18 protein-coding genes and 1 tRNA gene are annotated in these 22272 nt (G+C 32.5%); 16 read left to right on the top strand and 3 right to left on the bottom strand.

Features of this window, described 5'->3' with window-relative positions; translation table 11 throughout:
- The first annotated feature begins 84 nt into the window (after positions 1-84).
- Entirely contained in the window at positions 85-792 is a 708-nt protein-coding gene (gene pepE, locus ACH2BV_RS02545) for a dipeptidase PepE (protein WP_395049071.1), read from the top strand.
- 128 nt (positions 793-920) lie between these two features.
- Here pepE and ACH2BV_RS02550 read toward each other — a convergent pair.
- Positions 921-993: transfer RNA gene (locus ACH2BV_RS02550), tRNA-Gly, on the bottom strand.
- A 133-nt stretch (positions 994-1126) separates the two neighbouring features.
- Between ACH2BV_RS02550 and ACH2BV_RS02555 the strand changes: the two genes are divergently transcribed.
- From ACH2BV_RS02555 to ACH2BV_RS02565, 3 genes are all read left to right on the top strand, one after another.
- Positions 1127-1396, top strand: coding sequence for a hypothetical protein (locus ACH2BV_RS02555; protein WP_395049073.1), 270 nt, complete (start codon positions 1127-1129; stop codon positions 1394-1396).
- Between the two features lie 173 nt (positions 1397-1569).
- Entirely contained in the window at positions 1570-1845 is a 276-nt protein-coding gene (locus ACH2BV_RS02560; protein WP_395049074.1) for a hypothetical protein, read from the top strand.
- The gene (locus tag ACH2BV_RS02565) at positions 1779-3155 is read left to right on the top strand and encodes a murein L,D-transpeptidase (protein WP_395049075.1); all 1377 of its coding nucleotides are present in this window, start codon (positions 1779-1781) and stop codon (positions 3153-3155) included. The genes ACH2BV_RS02560 and ACH2BV_RS02565 overlap by 67 nt, the downstream gene beginning before the upstream one ends.
- Here ACH2BV_RS02565 and ACH2BV_RS02570 read toward each other — a convergent pair.
- Positions 3144-3866, bottom strand: coding sequence for a murein L,D-transpeptidase catalytic domain family protein (locus ACH2BV_RS02570; RefSeq protein WP_395049077.1), 723 nt, complete (start codon positions 3864-3866; stop codon positions 3144-3146). The two genes, ACH2BV_RS02565 and ACH2BV_RS02570, sit on opposite strands and share 12 nt — an antisense overlap.
- A 187-nt stretch (positions 3867-4053) precedes the next feature.
- Between ACH2BV_RS02570 and ACH2BV_RS02575 the strand changes: the two genes are divergently transcribed.
- The 3 genes from ACH2BV_RS02575 (at position 4054) to gpmI (ending at position 10766) form a co-directional block, all read left to right on the top strand.
- On the top strand, positions 4054-6453 hold the full coding sequence (locus ACH2BV_RS02575; RefSeq protein ID WP_395049078.1) for a DUF5916 domain-containing protein: 2400 nt from the start codon (positions 4054-4056) through the stop codon (positions 6451-6453).
- 128 nt (positions 6454-6581) lie between these two features.
- Positions 6582-9002 carry a DUF5916 domain-containing protein gene (locus tag ACH2BV_RS02580; RefSeq protein ID WP_395049080.1) on the top strand — a complete coding sequence of 807 codons (2421 nt, stop codon included), beginning with the start codon at positions 6582-6584 and terminating at the stop codon, positions 9000-9002.
- A 246-nt stretch (positions 9003-9248) separates the two neighbouring features.
- Positions 9249-10766, top strand: a complete 1518-nt coding sequence (gene gpmI, locus ACH2BV_RS02585; RefSeq protein WP_395049081.1) for a 2,3-bisphosphoglycerate-independent phosphoglycerate mutase — start codon at positions 9249-9251, stop codon at positions 10764-10766.
- A gap of 50 nt (positions 10767-10816) precedes the next feature.
- Here gpmI and ACH2BV_RS02590 read toward each other — a convergent pair whose 3' ends face one another.
- On the bottom strand, positions 10817-12091 hold the full coding sequence (locus ACH2BV_RS02590) for an acetyl-CoA hydrolase/transferase family protein (protein ID WP_395049083.1): 1275 nt from the start codon (positions 12089-12091) through the stop codon (positions 10817-10819).
- Between the two features lie 358 nt (positions 12092-12449).
- On the opposite strand from ACH2BV_RS02590, the gene ACH2BV_RS02595 reads away from it, so the two are divergent.
- The 9 genes from ACH2BV_RS02595 (at position 12450) to ACH2BV_RS02635 (ending at position 22252) form a co-directional block, all read left to right on the top strand.
- Entirely contained in the window at positions 12450-13091 is a 642-nt protein-coding gene (locus tag ACH2BV_RS02595) for a leucine-rich repeat domain-containing protein (protein WP_395049085.1), read from the top strand.
- Between the two features lie 53 nt (positions 13092-13144).
- On the top strand, positions 13145-13825 hold the full coding sequence (locus ACH2BV_RS02600) for a TetR/AcrR family transcriptional regulator (protein WP_395049087.1): 681 nt from the start codon (positions 13145-13147) through the stop codon (positions 13823-13825).
- Positions 13822-15480 (top strand): peptidase domain-containing ABC transporter, encoded by a 1659-nt coding sequence (locus ACH2BV_RS02605; RefSeq protein WP_395049089.1) that lies wholly within the window; start codon positions 13822-13824, stop codon positions 15478-15480. The genes ACH2BV_RS02600 and ACH2BV_RS02605 overlap by 4 nt, the downstream gene beginning before the upstream one ends.
- 4 nt (positions 15481-15484) lie before the next feature.
- Positions 15485-16834, top strand: coding sequence for an HlyD family secretion protein (locus ACH2BV_RS02610; protein WP_395049092.1), 1350 nt, complete (start codon positions 15485-15487; stop codon positions 16832-16834).
- Positions 16834-18243: a TolC family protein gene (locus ACH2BV_RS02615; RefSeq protein ID WP_395049094.1), complete on the top strand. Its 1410-nt coding sequence runs from the start codon at positions 16834-16836 to the stop codon at positions 18241-18243. Before ACH2BV_RS02610 ends, ACH2BV_RS02615 begins: the two co-directional genes overlap by 1 nt.
- Positions 18244-18284: 41 nt before the next feature.
- The gene (map, locus tag ACH2BV_RS02620; protein ID WP_395049095.1) at positions 18285-19103 is read left to right on the top strand and encodes a type I methionyl aminopeptidase; all 819 of its coding nucleotides are present in this window, start codon (positions 18285-18287) and stop codon (positions 19101-19103) included.
- Positions 19104-19120: 17 nt separating this feature from the next.
- The gene (locus ACH2BV_RS02625) at positions 19121-19891 is read left to right on the top strand and encodes a class I SAM-dependent methyltransferase (RefSeq protein WP_395049097.1); all 771 of its coding nucleotides are present in this window, start codon (positions 19121-19123) and stop codon (positions 19889-19891) included.
- A 117-nt stretch (positions 19892-20008) separates the two neighbouring features.
- Entirely contained in the window at positions 20009-20839 is an 831-nt protein-coding gene (locus tag ACH2BV_RS02630) for an ATP cone domain-containing protein (protein WP_395049099.1), read from the top strand.
- Positions 20840-20896: 57 nt separating this feature from the next.
- Positions 20897-22252 carry an MBL fold metallo-hydrolase RNA specificity domain-containing protein gene (locus ACH2BV_RS02635; protein WP_395049100.1) on the top strand — a complete coding sequence of 452 codons (1356 nt, stop codon included), beginning with the start codon at positions 20897-20899 and terminating at the stop codon, positions 22250-22252.
- The last annotated feature ends 20 nt before the right edge of the window (positions 22253-22272 follow it).

Consider the following 22272-nt stretch of genomic DNA (forward strand, 5'->3'; position numbering starts at 1 on the left):
AAAATATGTTAATTAAAAATTAGTTAATTCAACATTAAAAGTCTGATTTCATACCTTTAACCCAAACTTATTTTACTGTATAAAATGAAAAATATAATTATCGCCAGCACTTCCACCGTTCACGGAGGAGATTATTTAGAATATATACTGCCTGAGTTAAATGTTCATTTCGAGCATTGCAAAACGATATTATTTATTCCTTTTGCACGACCAGGTGGAATTTCAAACGATGAATATACCGCAAAAGTCGCTTTGGCTTTCGCTAAAATAAATAAAGAAGTAAAAGGAATTCATGAATTTGAGGATTTTTCCAAGGCTATCAAAAGTGCCGAAGGAATTTTTACAGGTGGTGGAAACACTTTTTTATTGGTTACCCAATTGTACCAAAACAACATTATGAATGTTCTTGCCGAAGCGATCAAAGATGGAATTCCCTATTTAGGAACAAGTGCCGGCAGTAATATTTGCGGACTGACAATACAAACGACCAATGACATGCCTATTGTTTATCCTCCAAGTTTCGAAACATTAGGATTAATTCCATTTAATCTTAATCCGCATTATCTTGATTCCGATACACAATCAAAACATATGGGAGAAACGCGTGAAACCAGAATTAACGAGTTTCATTCGTTCAATAGCATTCCGGTTTTAGGTTTACGAGAAGGAAGTTGGTTAGATGTAAAAGGTGATACAATAATATTGAAAGGTAATTTGACAGCTCGCCTTTTTAGACAAAACCAAACCCCTGCAGAAATTGAAAGCGAAACAGATCTAAGTTTTTTAAAATAAAAAAAACCAAGCTTTCGTTTGAGGTTTTTAGAGCGAAAAACGAGGCTTCCCGATTTGCTTCGCTCGGAATAAACTTCTCGCCACAACCAATAAATAAAAAACCCCAAACTTTCGTTTGAGGTTTTTAGAGCGAAAGACGAGGCTCGAACTCGCGACAACCAGCTTGGAAGGCTGGAGCTCTACCAACTGAGCTACTTTCGCATTACAACGGTGCAAATATAATTAATAACTTAGCTTCTTTGCAAGTTTTTTTTAAAATTTTTATTTAAAGCTCCTATTTTTTTATAACAGTTTTAAAACTAAATTGTTATAAATTCATTATTTTTATATCACAATGGGAATCATAAAAAAAATATCGTTCGCAGAGACCTTTTCGATTAAACATCCTGTTCTTCGAAAAGGAAAACCGATGGAAAGTTGTCATTTTGAAGGAGACAATTTAGAAACAACGCAGCATTTTGGACTTTATTTGGAACAAGAATTAGTGGGTGTCTTTTCATTGTTCAAAAAAGCAACCCGATTTTCAAGAGAAAAATCAATACCAAATCAGAGAAATGGCTGTTTTAGAAAATCAAAGAAAAAAAGATTTTGGCAAAGCACGTAAACTCTATAGCGAAGAACAATGCAAAAATCAAAATGTGGATTTAATTTGGTTCAATGCAAGAATCAAGAATAGAGACAAGCGTTTTCTATAAAAAATGGGATATCAAAAAACAGGAACTCCTTTAGAAATACCTGATGTAGGAGTGCATATTATGATGTTTAAAAAAAATAAAAATGAATAAATTTTTTATTTTACTATTGATTTTCAACATTTTTAGTTGTGAAAAAGAAGTGACGAAAAAAGAAGTCCCTTCTACTCCGACAACTTCAATTCCTGTCCTGCAACACGAAGGAAGAATAGTCTCAATTGACAGTGTTTTACTAAATTCTTTTGACAGTAAAATACTTAAATATTTTTATAAATCTTCCGGTTACAAAACGGTTTGGCAATCAAAAAAAATAGAGAAATCATATTGGAACAACTCTACAATTCCACTGAAGAAGGACTAAATCCAGCTGATTATAATATAAATAAATTGCGAAGAAATGAGAGGAAAATTGCTTCCCTAGATGATAATAAATTAGCAAATTATGACATTTTGCTTACTCACTGCTTCCAAAAATACATTACTCATTTGACAAACGGAAAGTTAAATCCAAGAAAATTATATAAAAATTGGGATTTAAAAGAGAATAAAATTGATATTAATGAAACCATAACAAAACTATTAATTAGTGACTCCTTGGTAGAAAAAATTGAACTATTAAAGCCTCAACATCTTAATTACAAAAGATTAAAAAAAGCACTCGCAGTTATCAATGCTCTTCCAAAAGACAATTTTAATAATATAATAATAGATAACAAAATCGTCCTAAACGACACCAACTCGTCATTAATTGACATTAAAAAAAGATTACTTTATTGGAAAGATTTACAAACAAAAGATAGTCTATCCTTGGTTTATGACGGCGAAACTTTTGAAGCAATAAAAAAATTTCAAATTCGCCACGGATTGTCGGCAGATGGCGTTATAGGAAAAGGAACTGTTGAATCGCTCAATTTTTCGAAAAACCAGCGTAAAGAACAAATTATTGCCAATCTTGAACGATGGAAATGGTTTCCAAAAGAATTGGGAAAGGAATATATAATTATCAATATTCCAGATTATAAATTTACTTTGGTCAAAGGCAAAGACACGATTAGGACCCATAAAGTAATCATAGGAAGACCAAAAAGAAAAACACCTGTGTTGTCTTCGAAGTTGACACAAGTTGTTTTTAATCCAACCTGGACGGTTCCTCCAACCATTTTGAGAGAAGATGTAATTCCTGAAATCTTAAAAAACCGAAATTATTTAGCTAAAACTAACATCAAGCTATATGATGGATACGGAAATGAAGTTCCTGCAACTAACTGGAGGCTATCAAAGGCGAAAAGCTATCGTTATGTGCAAAGTCCAGGGACATTTAATTCACTGGGAATGGTCAAACTAATTTTTCCTAATCGGTTTTCGATTTATTTACACGATACAAATCATCGAGATTTTTTTGAAAAACCAGTACGCTCTCTAAGTTCTGGCTGCGTAAGAGTTGACAATCCGTTAGAACTGACTGAATATTTAATGGATGATGCAACCAATTGGAATTTAGAAAAAATCACCGAAACGCTCCAAAGCGAAAAAACAAAACAGATTAATTTAAAAAAAGAAGTCTTTATCCATATTTTATATTGGACAGCTTGGAGTAAAAAAAACATTTTGATTTTTAGAGACGACATCTATAATCTTGATGCCGATTTGTACAATCAATTAAGAAAATAAAGTAGAAATTGTTTTAAAGCTTCTTGATGGATGATAAATAAACAAGCAGGATTTATTCTTTATTGTGTTAACAATTTCCTTAAGTGATTCTTCCGGAATGGCAGGGCATCCTTGACTTCTTCCTAATCTTTTATTGCATTTTATGAACGAATTTGAAACATAATTTGCTGAATGCATTACCACGCCTCGTTCTCTGGCATTATCATTAATTCCTTTTTCCAGACCATCTAATTTAAGTGACATTCCGTGTTTACCGCTATAGATTTCACCTGTAGCATAAAACCCAAGACTACTTTTGTACGAGCTGTTAGAATTCGAAAAACTGTTTGCGTATTCTTCGCCAGTATTTCTTCCATGTGCAACTAAAGAATTGTACAAAATAGTATTTGTATCCAAATCAATTACCCAAAGTCTTTTAATGTTGGAAGACAAACTAAAATCGACCAAGGTCAAAATATCTTTTTGAATTAATCCTTTTTCTTTCAATAAATAAAACCCTTTTAGGGCTTCTTTAAAACTTTCGAGATTAGGTAAATCAAAATGATTAGAATTTAAGCTATTATAAACAGTTTCGATATTTGAATCGGAACTTGACTTTATAACACTTGCAATTTCTGGTTTTGAAGGATTTACTGGATCAGTAAAATTTGTTTTACTTGAATATAATGAGAATAATAAAAATAAAACAGCAGGAAATATCTTATAAATCATTGATAATGTTTAGGTTAGACATTAGACTTAGGACGGCAAATATACAACAGAAATGTACTTCTTAAAAAAAATTAAGAAAAAAATATGATTTAAGGCTATTTTAGACTCATTATAAGAAGTTAAAAATCACAATTTGTTTGCTTTTTGTGTTAATTATATTATTTTTGCTTAAACATAATCATAATATATGCCGAAGTTTTATTCTTCAATTCTACTTTTTTTGGTTTTTATAAATTTTAGCCTGTACAGCCAAAAAAAGACACTTCAGGCAAAATCTACTATAGAAAGCATTATTATTGACGGAAAAATTAATGAGGAAGCTTGGAAATCCGCTCCAATTGCGACTGATTTTATTATGTATCAGCCAGATAATGGAAAACCTATTAGTGAAAATAAAAAAACGGAGGTAAAAGTCCTTTATGATAATAATGCAGTCTACATTTCTGCCATTTTATATGATGATGAACCCAATAAAATTTCTAGAGAGTTAACGAATCGTGATGTTTTTGGGGTTTCTGACCATTTTTCAATTTCCATCAATGGGTACAATGACGGGCAACAAGATTTTAGATTTTATGTCAGTACCGCAGGAGTTCAAATGGATTGTTTAGCAACTGAAGACCTTGAAGATTATAATTGGGACGCAATTTGGGATAGTGAAGTGAAAATAACGAATTTTGGATGGGTCGTCGAAATGAAAATTCCTTATGCAGCGCTTCGGTTTTCTAAAGCTTCTAAACAAACTTGGGGTTTAAATTTTAAGCGAGTTATAAAACGTGATGCCCAAGATCAAAGTTATACTTGGAATTTTGTTGATACTAAAATAGCGTCAATCATTAACCAAGCAGGAATTCTGGAAGGAATCGAGAACATAAAAACACCTACTCGTCTTTTTTTAATTCCATATACTTCTGCATATTATCAACAAGACGATTATACTTCTGATAAAACATTAAAGGCTGGTATGGATATTAAATACGGAATAAATGATGCGTTTACACTTGATGCAATATTAGTTCCGGATTTTGGTCAAACAAAATTTGACAACGCCATTCTTAACCTTGAACCTTTCGAACAACAATTTGACGAAAATAGAGCTTTTTTCACCGAAGCAACTGATCTGTTTTCAAAAGGAAACTTATTTTATTCCAGAAGAATTGGCGGTGCACCAACGACTGAACCTACAACTGGAGTTAATGAAGAAGTTATAGAATATCCAAGTTCTACTGATTTGTTAAATGCAGTAAAAGTATCCGGTCGGACAGAAAAAGGGCTTGGGATTGGTTTTTTGAATGCCATCACCGAAAAAACATATACTACAATTCGAGATACTATTTCGGGAGTAACCCGAAAAGAAGTTGTTGAGCCTTTGGTTAATTACAATGTTTTGGTTTTCGACCAGCGTTTTAATCAAAATTCGTCGGTTTCGTTTGTGAATACAAATACGGTTCGAAATGGAGGTTTTCGTGACGCCAATGTTTCGGCTTTATTATTCGATTTGAATACAAAATCAAACACTTATAAACTATCTGGCGATTTTAAATACAGTTCCATCAACGAATTAGAAGATTACGATGGTTTCAAAACACAATTAAACTTTGCCAAAACTAGTGGAAAATACAGGTATTTGTTTAAAGGGGGGTATATATCAGAAAACTACGATATAAATGATTTAGGAATCATTTTTGTAAATAATTATCATGCTGGCTATGCGGAGATGAGCTATAGAATAATAAATCCTACAAAGGTTTTTAACTCTTTCAAAGCATCACAAAACATAAATATTGAAATACAAAATACCACTGAAAAAACTCAAGAAGGTTGGTATCAAGCCATAATAACTGCTACAACATTAAAAAATCATTATCTTGAAGGTTTATTTCAGGTCAATCCCATCGATCGGTACAATTTTTATGAGCCACGGGTTTATGGCAGATATGTTTATATTCCTAAAAGCATAATAGGTTATGCTCAGTTTTATTCTAACGACAACAGGCCATTTCATTATGAAGTAGAGGTTACCACTGAAAAATTTGATGAAGAGAACAGAAATACTTATAAATTGTTTGGTGGAATTAAATACAGATTCAACGATAAATTCTCTTTGTCTTACAATTTCCAATATACCCGCAAGGTAAATGACAGAGGATGGGTTGGTTTTGACAATACTGATATTATTTTTGGCGAGCGCAATCGAGAAATAGTTGATCACTATTTTACTGGTAAATATTCAATAACTAATAAGATGACTTTTAATCTTATAGCACGTTATTACTGGTCATATGCTGATAATCACCAATTTTTTACCCTTCAAGACGATGGTCATTTAATGCCTAATCCCAATTATTCTGAAAATAAAAACAGGAATTTCAACTCCTGGAATTTAGATTTCTCATATTCTTGGTGGTTTGCGCCTGGAAGCGAAATCTCAGTTTTATATCGAAATTATGCTCAAGAAAGTACAAACCTTGTTGAAACAAACGTTGGATCAAACCTTACCAATCTTTTTAATACCAATCAGACTAATATTTTATCGGTTAGTATTCGCTATTACATTGATTACAATGTAGTGAAAAATAAGTTTTAATTTTTCCCTTCTAAACTGTAACATTACAACAATTAGATAGTCTATTCATTCTACAAACATTTTTAAATTTTGTTTTTCTCCATAGAAAATAGATTTTTAAAGTTTTGAATAAACAAACCATCTTTTTCATGAAAAAGCATTATTTCTTTTATTTTCTTTTATTTTTTACTTTAGGGTACGGACAGAAGAAATCATTACAAACAAAATTCACTTTCGAAAAGATTACTTTAGACGGCAAACTTGATGAAACCATTTGGCAATCGGTTCCTATTGCAACAGATTTTATAATGTTTCAACCGGATAATGGCAAAGTTGTTGCCAAAAACAAAAGAACAGAAGTTCGTGTACTTTACGACAACGAAGCCATTTACATTGGAGCATTACTTTATGATAATGAACCCGACAAAATCTTAAAAGAAATTAACAGAAGAGATGAATTTGGAACATCTGATTTTTTCGGGGTGTTTATTAATGGTTATAATGACGGTCAACAAAATTTTCAGTTTTTCGTAAATGCAGCAGATGGCCAAGCTGATTGTTTAGCAACAGACACTAATGGGGAGGATTATTCGTGGGATGCTGTTTGGGAGAGTAAAGCCGTAATCACCGAATTTGGTTGGGCTGTAGAAATGAGAATTCCATATGCTGCTTTGCGTTTCTCAAGTGAAAAAATACAAACCTGGGGAGTCAATTTTTTCAGAGAAATACGTAGAGATCGAGAAAAATATTCCTGGAATTATATTGATTCGAAAATTGGAACATTTACCCAACAAAATGGAACCCTAGAAGGAATTGAAAACATTAAAACCCCTACCCGTCTTTTCTTTTTACCTTATGGATCTTTTTATACTTATGCCAATGCTGGTCAAAAAACCTATGGTGAATTGAAAGGTGGCTTGGATATCAAATACGGAATAAACGATGCTTTTACGCTAGATGCCATGCTTATTCCGGATTTTGGTCAAACTAAATACGATGATCGCATTTTAAATTTAAGTCCATTTGAACAACAATTTAATGAAAATAGAGGTTTTTTTACAGAAGGTACAGATTTATTCAGCAAAGGAAACCTTTTTTATTCTAGGAGAATTGGAGGACCCCCTTCCTATCACCCTGAGGCAAAACCAAATGAAGAAGTAATCGAAAGTCCTAACAGTGTAGAATTATACAATGCGACCAAAATTTCAGGTAGAACAAAAGGCGGTTTAGGTATTGGATATCTAAATGCTGTAACAAAAAAAACGTATGCCACTATTAAAAATACCGATACTCAAGAAACAACTGCAGTTTTAATTGAGCCATTGACCAACTACAACATCATTGTTTTTGACCAACGTTTTCACAAAAACTCTTCAATTTCATTTTTAAATACAAATGTCACAAGAAATGGCTCCTTTAGAGACGGAAATGTATCAGCATTAGTTTGGGATTTAAATACTTCTAAAAACACTTACAATCTATCCGGAAATTTCGAGTACAGTTATGTAAATGATATTATTAACAAAAAAAATGGAATAAATACCACTTTGGATTTTTATGAAAAGAGTGGAAAATACCGTTATAATATAGGAGCCAATATGGTTTCAAAAGATTTTGACAGCAACGATTTAGGAATTAATTTTGAAACCAACTTTTATAGTTTTTACGGTAACACTAGCTACCGTATTCTAAATCCAACGAAAATTTTCAACTCTTTTAATACCAACATCAATGCCTTTACTCAGATTCAAAAAGAAACAGGCACAGTGCAGGGTAATCAGATCAATTTAAACGTTAATTCAACTACCAAAAAGAATCATTATGTCGGTTTTGGACTTCAATATCGTCCAATGGAAAATTATAATTACTACGAACCAAGAACAGAAGGTCGTTACAGTATTGACCCGACAAGATTTGGAGGTTGGTGCTCAATTTCATCTAATTACAATAATAAATTTGCCTTTGACATTAATCCTTCTTTTGCCATTTTAAATGAGCCAGGAAGAAAGTCAATTGGAGTAGATTTCAGTCCAAGATATCGCTTCGATGATCATTTAGCATTGAGTTATACTTTTAATTTTTTTAAACAAAATAACAATAAAGGCTATACAGATAGCATAAATGAGGACAACAATAGTGTTACGCCAAACACTATTATTTATGCCAGTAGAAATGTAGTCACGTATACAAATACTCTCAATGGAAAATATTCAATAAATAGTAAAATGAATTTTGATCTTTCCGCACGTTATTATTGGTCATATACTGAAAACAAAAATTTTCTTAAACTAGGAGATGATGGAAGGCTTAGCCCTTATAATGACTATACAGAAAACAAAAATCAAAACCTGATTACTTGGAATTTGGATGTATCATACAATTGGTGGTTTGCTCCAGGAAGTCAAATGACCATTTTATATCGAAGTAATGCTGCAAAATATGACAATTTAATCAATAAAGATTTTGGCAACAATTATACTAGTTTACTTAATAATAAAGACTTAAACCATATAATATCCATTAGTGTAAAATATTTTATTGATTACAATCAAGTGAAAAAAATATTCTAAAAAAATTAGAAATCTAAAATTAGCTTCTAGCCATTTATTTCCTTTATATTTTACAAAATATTATTCAAAAATCAAATTTGTTCTACAAGGTTTTCGGAGATTATTTATTGCATTTATGGTATAAAAAAATACATTTTACAACACATTTTAAAGTATTTGTTGTACTTCTCATTTTTATATATAATAGTAGTTTTGACGTACTTATATTTTTTTGGAAAGCTTTATCTTTGCAAAAAATAAATCACAATGAACAAAAAAGTAATCCTTATGATTCTAGACGGTTGGGGAAATTCTCCTGATCCTAAAGTCTCCGCAATTGACAATGCTAATATTCCTTTCATCAAAAGTTTATATAAAAAATATCCCGTAGCACAGCTTCGAACCGATGGTTTAAATGTAGGTTTGCCTGAAGGTCAAATGGGAAATTCCGAAGTAGGACATATGAATCTTGGTGCCGGTAGAATTATTTACCAAGATTTGGCAAAATTAAATCTTGCCGTTGAAAACAAAACATTAAACACTGAACCAGTACTTGTTGATGCGTTCCAATATGCAAAAGACAAAAATGTTAATATTCATCTTCTTGGATTAGTTTCTGATGGTGGTGTTCATTCTCATACTTCACATTTACGAGGTTTAATTGATGCTACACAGGATTTCGGATTGCAAAAAGTCTTTGTTCACGCTTTCACTGATGGACGTGATGTGGATCCAAAATCTGGCGCAACTTACATCCAAAACTTAGAAAACTATATCGCAAAAACTTCGGTTAAAATTGCTTCAGTTGTTGGAAGATATTACGCAATGGATCGTGATAAACGCTGGGAAAGAGTAAAAATAGCTTATGATTTGTTGGTAAACGGAACAGGAACACATTCTAAAAATGCGATAAAAAGCATTGAAGAAAGCTACGAAAACAACGTGACCGATGAATTTATTAACCCAATTGTTGTGGTTGATGAAAATGAAAAACCATTAGCCACGATTAAAGAAAATGATGTTGTTATTTTCTTCAATTTCAGAACAGATAGAGGTCGCGAACTTACTGAAGTCTTATCGCAACAAGATTTCCACGAGCAAAATATGCACAAATTGAATTTGTATTATGTTACGTTGACCAATTATGATGAAACTTATGAGAACGTAAAAGTTGTTTACAACAAAGATAACGTAACTGAAACTCTGGGTGAAGTTTTGGAAAAAGCAAACAAAAAACAAATCAGAATTGCTGAAACCGAAAAATATCCTCACGTGACATTCTTCTTTTCGGGTGGAAGAGAATTGCCTTTTATTGGCGAAAGCCGAATCCTGAAAAACTCTCCTAAAGTTGCCACATACGATTTAAAACCTGAGATGAGTGCTTATGAACTAGCTGATGCTTTGGTTCCAGAACTTGAAAAAGGCGAAGTTGATTTTGTTTGTCTAAATTTTGCCAATGGCGATATGGTAGGACATACCGGCGTTATGAGTGCAGCAATACAAGCTTGTGAAGCCGTTGATAAATGTGTCGAAAAAGTGATTACTGCGGCTTTGGCCAATGATTATACAACATTAATTATTGCCGATCACGGTAATTGTGAAACGATGATTAATCCTGATGGAACTCCAAACACAGCACATACTACAAATCCAGTTCCTATTATTTTAGTTGATGGGGAATTAAAGGAAATTCACGATGGGGTTTTGGGTGATATGGCGCCAACCATTTTGGAATTAATGGGAATTGAAAAACCCGAAGTAATGACTAGACATTCACTTTTATAATAATATATTTGAATTTATATAAAGAGTCCTGCAATTGCGGGACTCTTTTTTTACTTACAATTTATCAAATTATAATATTCCCTCTCAATCCATTCCTGGTGATTTGGATGAGCTATTTTAACCAATTCCGTTGCGCGTTGTCGCAGTGTTTTTCCGTACAAATCGGCAATCCCATTCTCCGTAATAATGTATTGAATATGAGAACGTGTGGTAACAACTCCTGCTCCTTGTTTTAAATGTGGAACAATCCTGCTGTCGCCATTTTTTGTCACAGAAGGCAGCGCTATAATTGCTTTCCCGCCATCACTTAATGAAGCCCCCCGAATAAAATCCATTTGACCTCCAACGCCTGAGTACATTCTTGCCCCAATAGAATCTGCACAAACCTGACCAGTCACATCAACTTCGATTGCTGAATTAATCGCCACCATTTTTGGGTTTTTACGAATTCTGGCTGTATCATTTACATACGATGACTCTCTCATTTCAACAAACGGATTGTCATTAACAAAATCATATAATCGTTGGGAACCAATTAAAAAAGTAGCCAATGCCCTGCCTCTAGACACGCCTTTAAAATTACCATTTATAACGTCGCTTTCTATTAAATCAATCACGCCATCAGAAAACATTTCGGTGTGCAAACCCAAGTTTTTATGATTGGATAATTTGGATAAAGCAGCATTTGGAATAGAGCCAATTCCCATTTGCAAAGTGCTTTCATCTTCTATTAATGAAGCAATATAATTCCCAATTTTATCTTCTAATGGAGAAGATTTTCCCATTTCGTGAGTATATATTGGCGCATCAACTTCAACTAAAAAATCAATTTCGGAAATATGAAGAAATCCGTCTCCAAAAGTTCTTGGCATTTGCGGATTCACTTGTGCAATTACTGTTTTTGCGCTTTCAATTGCTGCCAATGTTGCTTCTACTGAAACTCCAAGCGAACAATATCCGTGACTATCAGGTGGAGAAACATGAATAAATGCAACATCCAAAGGCAAAACTTTTTTTCTAAACAGAGACGGCAATTCACTCAAAAAAACAGGTGTATAAGAACCATTTCCTGCCGCCAAAGTGTGTCTGATATTTGGGCCAATAAAAAAAGAATTGACATGAAAGCTTTCGGCTAATTCCGGATTCGCATAACGTGCTTCTCCTTCAATATGCAAATGACACATTTCTACGTTTCTCAATTCAGATGCTCTTTCTGTTAATGCGTTTGCCAATATTGTAGGCGCAGCAGCAGCAGCTTGAAGATAAATTCTATTACCAGATTTTACCACTTTTACAGCTTCCTCGGCAGTTACATATTTACTCATAAAAATAATTTTCTATAAAGTTACAAGCAATTTTTTAAAAAAATATGATAAAACTCATACATAATCAAATTATTAAATAATGAGTTTTAACAGTACATCTTTTTTGGAATACATCCAACAAAGAAAATTCATAATAATTATTGAAGAATCTATTGTGAAAGTTTATAAAACAGGCTTAACGGGCCTATTTGAATTAATGAAGGTTTTTGGGAAATATATATTAAATATATTAACCTAAATATCCATTTTTCAAATCATTCGAATCGCTTTTTTTTATTAAATAAAAGTTAATATTTCATTATTAAAAGTATTACTATTATATTTGCAATAAATATATTGAAAATTTAATTTTATAATTATGAAAAATCTATATTCATTAGTTCTGTTTAGTTTAATATTTTCTCAATTTGGTTTGGCTCAAATAGAAAGTAAAGAAAAAAACAAGGAATACACGGACTTGAAAAAAGCATTATTAGAGCCAGAATTGGTGGTTCGATTGAATTTGAGTAATCAAAATATTGATTTAGAAAATCAAAATTTTTTAGTTTTTAAAAACTTAGAATATTTAAATTTAAAGAATGATCATTTAAAATCAATCCCTGAATCGATTTCCATGCTTTCTAAGTTAAAAGTACTTGATTTGAGTGGAAATGACTTTATAGAACTTTCAGATGATTTTTATAAACTTACGAATTTAGAAGAATTGTATTTAAATGAAGAGAAAAACATCAATCTACCCAAAACGCTTGGACTATTGGGAAAACTTCCCAATTTAAGATCATTGCATCTTGAAAATGACAATTTGAATTCACTTCCTGCAGAAATTAAAAATCTGCAAAATCTAGAATTTTTGTACCTGAATCAAAATAGTTTTAAAGAAATCCCAAAAGAAGTTAAAGGGTTGGATCATTTGCAATATTTGGATTTAAAATACAATAAAATAGCTCCTACAATACAAACCCCTGAAAACATTAATTTTGGTTTCAAAATTAGTTTATAATTCTTAAAAATAGAAAGCAGAAAAAAAATCAATTAATAGATTTATACTAATCAATGGACCAAATTTTATCAAACATCAAAATTCAAATAAACGGAAAGCTCTATGTAAAAGACCCTGAAACTTCTACATTAGGCAAAAAAATTATTCAAGAGAGCATACTTTTAATCGATAGTATTGGCTTTGAAGAATTTACATTTAAAAAATTAGGAGAAAAAATAGGTTCAAATGAAAGTTCCATCTATCGCTATTTCGAAAATAAGCATAAATTATTGGTATACTTATCCTCTTGGTATTGGAGTTGGATAGAATATCGATTAGTTTTTGCCATATCTAATTATTCTGATTCTTGGGAAAAACTAAAGAAAGCCATTTCAATAGTCACAGAAAAGGTAGAAGATGATCAAAAAACATTACATATTAACGAATCTATTTTAAATAAAATCATTATTGCAGAATTTACTAAAACTTTTCACACCAAAGAAGTAGACCAAGAAAATAAAGAAGGTTTTTATTTTATATATATCCGAATAATCAATAGATTAACAACTATAATAAAAGAAGTAAACCCAGAATATTTATATGCCAAAAGCCTCGCGTCAAGTATTGTTGAAGGAGCCTTGCATCAACACTTTCTTAAAGATCATATGAAATCTATTACTGACTGTAACCAGACAACAAGCCCAACCGCTTTTTATTTCGACATTATTGAAAATTTATTAAAAAATAAAATATGAATTCATTAAAACGACTATTAAATCTTTTAAAATTAGACAAAAAAGATGTTTCACAAATTTTTTTCTATGCTATTTTTGCAGGAATCGTGAGTTTATCTTTACCATTAGGGATTCAAGCCATTGTGAATTTCATCCAATCCGGTAGAGTAAGTGCTTCTTGGATTGTATTGGTAATTCTTGTGGTTTTTGGAGTAGCACTGGTAGGTATTTTGTCTTTAATGCAATTGCGAATCACTGAAAACTTACAACAAAAAATGTTTGTACGTTCGTCTTTCGAATTTGCCTCTCGATTACCTAAAATTGAATTCAAAGAACTTTACGGCTATTATCCGCCAGAATTAGCCAATCGGTTTTTTGACACACTTACCATTCAAAAAGGGACTTCTAAATTACTAGTCGATTTCTCGGCTGCCATTTTGCAAATTGTTTTTGGAGTCGTTTTATTATCTCTTTATCATCCCTTCTTTATTATTTTTGGTATTTTATTGTTGATTCTATTATATATTATTTTTAAATTTTCGTATACTAAAGGAATTGAAACCAGCTTGAAAGAATCCAAAAACAAATACAAAACCGCGAGTTGGATACAAGAAATTGCTCGAAACAATTTTAGTTTTAGAAATGAACTTAACTATGATTTTGCTTTAGAAAAAAATAATGGTTATATAAAAGAATATTTATACAGTAGAGAAAACCATTTTAATGTAATCAAAAGACAATTTAGCCATTTGATTATTTTTAAAGTAATTATTACGGCAAGTTTACTAATCATTGGCGGTTACTTAGTGTTGAATCAGCAAATGAATATTGGGCAATTTGTCGCTGCAGAAATCATTATATTATTAGTAATTAATTCGGTTGAAAAAATTATTCTTGGACTAGAAACTTTCTATGATGTATTGACAGCAGTGGAAAAAATAGGTCAAGTAACTGATATGAAACTGGAAGAAGAAGTTGCAGCAGAGAACAAAAATTGTTATACCAATATCAGTATTGAAACAGAAAATATGGAGTTTCAGTTCCCAGGAACGACGTTTGGAATTTTAAAGAACATTAATTTAAAAATAAATCCAGAAGAGAAAATCATAATTGACGGAGAAAATGGTTCCGGAAAAACAACTCTAATTCGAGTGCTTTCTGGCTTGTTACACCCATCCTCAGGCAATTTTTACATTAATGACGATACTTTTAGAAAAAAAGATATTAACCAATACCGCTCTAGAACAGGAAGCATTATTCAAGGTGAAACTACTTTTGAAGGAACTATTTTAGAAAACATCACTTTCAACGATAAAAGCATTAGTACCGAAGATTTAAAATGGGCTCTTGATGGGGTTCAACTTACTAGTTTCATTAAAACACTACCAAAAGGATTAGATACAAAAATATTTCCTGAAGGAAAAGAATTATCTTCTTCAAATGCCCAAAAAATATTGTTGGCTAGAAGCATTATCCACAAACCCAACATTTTATTTTATGAAGAACCAACCGATAAAATGGATATCAAGGTTGCCAATGAAATAATCGACTTCATTACTTCCGACAAAAACAAATGGACGGTAGTTGTCTCCTCCCAAAACCCACATTGGCTTACTAAATGCAATAGAGAAATCACAATGCAAAAAGGAACCATATTATCTGACACTAAAAAATAAGAGTATGCTAAATATATCCGACAAAAATAATTTGAACAATGAGGTTCTTGAGAAATATTCTACAGTAAAGAATCTGAGCAATAGGCCTCATTATAAAATTTTGAATAGAATAATCCTATGTGTATCTATATTTGCGATTATAGCACTTTTCTTGCCTTGGACTCAAAACATTTCAGGCTCAGGAGCAGTAACAACATTAAAACCCAATCAAAGACCACAAACTATTCAATCTGTTATTTCTGGTCGAATAGAAAAATGGTATGTTCAAGAAGGAAATTTTGTAAAAAAAGGAGATACAATTCTCTTTATATCCGAGATAAAAGAAGATTATATGGATCCAAATTTGGTTAAAAACACCAAAAACCAAGTAGATGCAAAAAAACAGTCCTTAGAATCATATGGATCAAAAGTAGCAACACTTTCCGTGCAAATGCAAGCTATCGAAAGAGAAAAAGGGTTAAAACTCAAACAAGCCGAAAATAAAATTAAACAAGCAAGTTTGAAAATAAAAAGTGACAGTATGGATCTCGTAGCTGTAAAAACACAATTGAAAATTGCCAATACCCAATTCAATCGCTCTTTACAATTAAACAAAGAAGGGCTAAAAGCCTTGTCTGATGTAGAAGAAAAACGCTTAAAACTGCAAGAAGTTGAAGCCAAAATCATCACTCAAGAGAATAAATTTTACACTAGTAAAAATGAATTCATCAATGCCGAAGTTGAAATCAGCAGAATAACTGCCGAGTATTCTGAAAAAACTTCCAAAGCACAAAGTGATCAATACACTGCGATGAGCAATCAATACGACACCGAAGCTCAAGTTAGCAAACTCGAAAATCAATATGCTAATTATAGTATTCGTAATGGAATGTATTACATCAAAGCACCGCAAAGTGGTTACATCAATAGAACTTTGCAATCGGGAATTGGTGAAAACATTAAAGAAGGAACTCCCATTGCTACGATTATGCCTTCTAAATATGATATTGCTGTAGAATCTTTTGTAGACCCAATTGATTTACCTTTAATTAAAAGAGGAGAAAAAGTAAGAGTTTGGTTTGATGGATGGCCAACAATTGTTTTCTCAGGATGGCCTGATATGTCTTATGGTACTTTTGGTGGTGAAGTAGTGGCAATAGAAAATTTCATCAGCGATAATGGAAAATTCAGAATACTGATTGCACCAGACAAAAATGAAGCTCCTTGGCCAAAACAATTAAGTATAGGATCAGGCGCACAAACCATTGCCTTACTAAATACAGTCCCGGTTTGGTTTGAATTTTGGAGAACGCTTAACGGTTTTCCACCTAATTATTACAATGGAAAAGAGAAACCTTCTAAAGAAAAGAAATAATGAAATACCTTCTTTTATTACTCACCTTATTTGGAACGGCTATTTATGGTCAAACCAATAATGAAGAACAACTACCATTAAATCTCAAAGAAATGAGCTACAATGAGTATTTGGGTTTTGTAAAAAAATACCATCCATTGGTAAAAAACGCTAATTTGGAAATCAGTAAAGCACAAGCTAATTTGATGATGGCTCGAGGCGGATTTGACCCAAAATTAGAATTGGATTATAACAAAAAGCAATTTCAAGGAACAGAGTATTATTCGATATTAAACAGCAGTTTTAAAATCCCCACTTGGTATGGAATCGACATAAAAGCAGGATTTGATCAAAACGAAGGCTATTATCTAAATCCACAAAACAAAACACCCAGCAACGGTTTAACTTCACTTGGAATTAGCGTGCCTCTTGGTCAAGGTTTGCTTATCAATCAGCGAATGGCTGATTTGCAAAAGGCGAAAATCCAAGTCAAATTAAGTCAAGCGGAGCAAAAACTAGAAGCCATAGCCGTTTTATACGATGCTTCTGTAGCATATTTCAATTGGAAAAAAAACTACGAAGAGTATTTGCTATATGAAAATTATAGCACCAATGCGCAAAAGCGATATCAAGGCATTGAGTCCTTAATAAAACAAGGAGACAAGCCAGCCATTGATAGCGTTGAAGCAGGAATCGTTGTCAAAAACAGGTTGTTGGCCCTTGAAGATTCAAAATTAAAATTAACAAAAGCCAAACTGGAATTATCAAACTTTCTTTGGTTAGAAAACAACATTCCATTAGAACTTTCAGATGCTATTATCCCCGAGAAAAAATTGGGTCAGACTATTCAAGAAACTTTGAATATTAGCGAATTAGTCAATCCAGAATTTTCAGTAATGAATCATCCCAAAATTGAAGCTTTACAAAGTAAAATTGATTTATTGACCGTCGAGAAAAAGATGAAAGCAAATATGCTGTTGCCAAAAATTGACGTGGGATATTCTTATTTGGCTCAGCCAAATCCAACAATGCCCAATAGTTCTGACAATTACAAAGTGGGAGTCGATTTTTATTTTCCCTTGTTTTTAAGGAAAGAACGAGGCGGATTAAAGCTGGCGCAATATAAAATTCAGGAATCCGAATTTATACGTGATTTAGAAAAAGTGCAATTGACAAACAAAATTAGCGCCCAAAAAATAGAAATCCAGTCTTTGACCAAACAACAAAATTTAATAAATAAATTAGTTACGGATTATGATACAATGCTTCAATCTGAGGAGCGATTGTTTACTTTAGGGGAGAGCTCTCTTTTCTTAATCAACACCAGAGAAAATAATTTAGTCAGTGCTCAACTTTCACAAATTGCTTTAGAGAATCGTTTTTATACTTCCAACTCGGAACTTTATAAAATCATGGCTAATCCTAATTAAATAATTTTTAAGTTGTATTTTTGCCGTCTGAAAATTGAATTATGATTATCCAAAAAACACGTGAAGAAATAGAATTGATGCGCGAAAGTGCCTTAATTGTTTCGAAAACATTAGGAATGATTGCTTCCGAAATAAAAGAAGGAGTCACCACTTTATATTTAGACAAATTAGCCGAAGAATTCATTCGTGACCACGGAGCAGTTCCAAGTTTCCTTGGATTATATGGCTTTCCAAACTCGCTTTGTATGAGTCCAAATGCTCAGGTAGTACACGGAATTCCGAACAAGGTCCCTTTAAAAAGTGGCGATGTGATTTCGGTAGATTGTGGTGCTTATAAAAACGGATATCACGGAGATCACGCCTATTCTTTCGAAATTGGTGAGGTTGCTCCGGAAACCAAAAAATTATTACAGGTTACCAAAGAATCTCTATACGTAGGAATCCGAGAATTTAAAGCTGGAAATCGTGTGGAGGATGTTGGAAGCGCTATTCAAAAATATACTGAAAGTCACGGGTATGGAGTAGTTCGGGAACTTGTTGGACACGGTGTAGGCCAAAAAATGCACGAAGATCCAGAAATGCCCAATTACGGAAAATGTGGTCGTGGAAAACTTTTTGTCGAAGGAATGGTCGTTGCTATTGAACCTATGATTAATTTGGGAACCAAAAATATAAAACAGCTAAAAGACGGCTGGACAATCCTAACTGCGGATGGAAAACCAAGTGCTCATTTTGAACACGATGTAGCTCTAATTGACGGAAAACCAGAATTGCTTTCGACTTTCGCTTATGTTTATCAAGCGTTAGGAATTGTGAGTAATGAGGAAGACGAGTTTAGAAAAATTCCTTTTGTTCTTTAAACACCGATTTTACTATTTTGAAAAAACTTTTTAAATTAATACTCAATACCATTCCTCGTCCAATATTAATTAGACTGAGTTATGCCGCACGTCCTGTTCTTGCTTTGGCTTTGAAAGGAAATACATTCACGGATCCAATCGATGGAAAAAGTTTTAGAATGTTTTTGCCTTATGGATACGGAAAACAGAGAAACAATGCGCTTTCGCCAAGTACACTTTCGCTCGAAAGACATCGTTTATTGTGGTTATATTTGAAAAACGAAACCGATTTTTTTACTTCTGCAGCAAGAAAAAAAGTCCTTCATTTTGCACCGGAACAAGCATTTTATAAATTGTTCCGAAATCAAAAAAACATAGATTACACCACAACCGATTTGTTTTCGCCTCTTGCAGATGTGAAAGCTGATATTTGCAATTTACCATTTGATGACAATTCTTATGATATTATTTTTTGCAATCACGTATTGGAACACATTCCTGATGATACCAAAGCGATGCAGGAATTATTCCGAGTTTTGAAAAAAGGTGGAATGGCAATTCTGCAAATTCCTCAGGACTTGAAAAGAGAAATAACTTTTGCCGACGATTCCATCACTGACCAAAAAGAACGTGCCGAAATATTTGGTCAATACGATCACGTTCGCATTTATGGTCGCGATTATTTTGATAAATTGCGAAGCATTGGATTTACAGTTGTCGAAGAAGATTACACCAATAAAATCACTCCTGAATTGGTTGAGAAATATTGTTTGGCCAAAGGTGAAATCATTCCTGTTTGCTTTAAATAATTTTATCCTAATAAACTGTATTTCTCAATCATTTCAGTGTCAAAAACCAAAATTTCTAAGTTTTTTTTTATACCTTTAATAGCCCAAGTAGTTTTATCAATTGTTAAATTATAACAGATGAAAATTGTAAAACATTCTGGCGATATTGTTGATTTTAACCCAATAAAACTCAAACAATCACTCTTGAAATCAGGAGCAAGCCAGTCAATAGTTGAAGCTATTTTACAAACTATTAAAAAGGAAATCTACGAAGGAATTTCAACTAAGCAAATCTACAAGTTGGCTTTTAGCCTATTAAAAAAAGTATCTCATTCTCATGCCGCCAGATATAATTTAAAAGAAGCCATACGATTATTAGGTCCAGCAGGCTTTTTTTTCGAAAAATATATTGCTCGTCTTTTCGCTGCTGAGCATTATGTAACCCAAACGAATTTAGTTCTACAAGGCAAATGCGTATCGCACGAAATTGATGTGTTGATTAAAAAAGACCATGTCATTTCTATGATTGAATGCAAATTTCATCTTGGAAAAGATGCTAATTCTGACGTAAAAGTCCCCATGTATATTCTGTCACGATTTAATGATTTAAAAGAAAGGCGACATGCCATTTTTTCGGAAAAAGATTCTATATCAAAATGCTGGATTGCCACTAATAATCGATTTACGTCGGATGCAATTGCCTTTGCAAAATGTTCAGGATTGAGTTTGTTAAGTTGGAATTATCCCGAAAACAATAATTTAAAAACTAAAAACGACGATAATTTTCTTTATCCGGTAACCTGTTTAACCACTTTATCTTTGGCCGAAAAAGACAGATTATTAATATTAGACGTGATTTTGGTAAAAGAAATAATAAACAATTCAGATTGCTTGGAAAGAATTGGATTGAGTTCTAATCGAATAAAAAACGTATTGAAAGAAGCATCAGAATTATGTGAATATATTTAGCCCATCGACAAGATCAGGGTGACAATTAGATTTTTATTAATTTAAAATATTGAAATTATGAAAATTAAATTCATTGGTGGAGCAGGAACAGTAACCGGTTCAAAAACATTAATTGAAAGCAATGGTTTAAAGATTTTGATAGATTGTGGACAATTTCAAGGCATCAAACCTTTGAGAGAACTCAATTGGCAGCCTTTGCCTGTTTTACCTTCTACAATAGATTTTGTATTACTTACTCATGGACATTTAGATCATTGTGGTTGGTTACCAAGATTAGTAAATCAAGGATTCAAAGGCAAAATTTATTGCACGAGTCCCACAAAAGATGTAGCAAAATTGATTCTTTTGGATAGCGCAAAAATTCAGGAAGAAGAAGCAATTAAAGCCAATCAGGAACATTATTCCAAACACGAAATTGCTGAACCTCTTTATACTGTAAAACAAGCTGAAGCAGTTTCTCCTCTTTTTAGAGTGGTTAAACCAAATGAGGAAATTATTTTGGATGCTGAAATTACTGCTGTTTTTTCGAATGCCGGTCACATTATTGGTGCTTGCAGCGTAGAATTATTTTTAGAAAATAAAACTTTAGTTTTTTCAGGCGACATTGGTCGTGACAATGATGTACTAATGTTTCGTCCAACTAAACCTAAGAAAGCCGATTATATTTTCTTGGAAAGTACCTACGGAAATCGGCTTCATCCCAATACTGATGCCAAGGCAGAACTAGAAATGTACATCAACAATACGGTTCAAAAAGGAGGAACAATTATTATTCCGAGTTTTGCTGTAGAACGCGCTCAAACTATAATGTATTTGTTGTGGCAACTCAAAACAGAAGGTAAAATTCCTAATATTCCTTATATAATTGACACGCCAATGGGAATTAAAGTGTTGGATATTTTTGAAAATAATAGAAATTGGCACAAATTACCCGAATATGAATATGTAGCAATGTGCCAAATGTTTACAATGATTTCTGATTATCAGGAAACCATAGAAACAATTTATAATAAAAACTCCAAAGTGATAATTGCAGCCAGCGGAATGATTACAGGCGGAAGGGTTTTGAGTTATTTAGAGCGATATATCGGGCTGCCTGAAACCACCGTAATCATTATTGGCTATCAAGCCGAAGGAACACGAGGCAGAAAATTATTGGAAGGAGCTAAAGAAATTAAAGTTTACGGAAAATATTATGAAGTAAAAGCTACTATTCTGGAAATAGAAGCACTTTCAGCTCACGGAGATCAAAATGATTTACTAAACTGGCTTTCCGAATTGGAAAACACCCCGAAAAAAATATTTTTGGTTCATGGAGAAAATGAAGCATTAGATGAACTTAGCATAAAAATTAATGAAAAGTTTGGTTTTGATTGCGTTATTCCTTTGATGGGGCAAGAGTTCAACCTTTAAAAAGAATGTACAAGAACCTT

This window comes from Flavobacterium sp. (genome assembly GCF_043780635.1).
GTDB lineage: Bacteria > Bacteroidota > Bacteroidia > Flavobacteriales > Flavobacteriaceae > Flavobacterium.